Source organism: Flavobacterium sp. ALJ2, assembly GCF_015594725.1.
Taxonomy (GTDB): domain Bacteria; phylum Bacteroidota; class Bacteroidia; order Flavobacteriales; family Flavobacteriaceae; genus Flavobacterium.
Map to the genome: position 1 here is coordinate 1 of NZ_JADNRC010000073.1, position 482 is coordinate 482.

The following is a 482-nucleotide window of genomic DNA, read 5'->3' on the forward strand; positions in this document are numbered from 1 at the left end:
AATTTTTATATTTAAATAGAACCTACCATGCGAAAGGATTCGTGCGGTAGCGGGGAGGGAAATGGGTAAATGATATAGAAGATTTAACTTTTAAAGTAGATAAATTAATAAAAAATATTGATTGTAAATGAAATTAATAGAAAAGTTTTATTGTCTTCAAACCGAAAAACACGGTGATGGTTCTGAAAAAGTTATAGCTGAAGGATTAGCTCAAATTAAACAAGAGTTAATTCGACCTTCGATACGATTTATAAATTCACATGGAGATATCATATCATCCGAAAATAGGGCTATTTACATAAAAAGATTGATTGCAAATCCCTATGTACAAACAAATGAATATTTTAATAAGGAAGAATTATTTTTCCTCTCAAAAACATACCAATTTGACATCCAAGAAAGTCCTGAATATGAGGGGTACTTTACTAGCATAATAAAAAAGAATCCTCTATACAAGAGGTCAGCAAATGTTTTTTTGATTG

The 482-nt window shown here is 29.5% G+C and carries 1 protein-coding gene; it reads left to right on the forward strand.

Annotation, left to right across the window (positions count from 1 at the left end; all coding sequences use genetic code 11):
- Window positions 1-127: 127 nt before the first annotated feature.
- The coding region (locus tag IUY40_RS19270; RefSeq protein ID WP_195738465.1) for a hypothetical protein at window positions 128-482 on the forward strand (355 nt) is incomplete at its 3' end.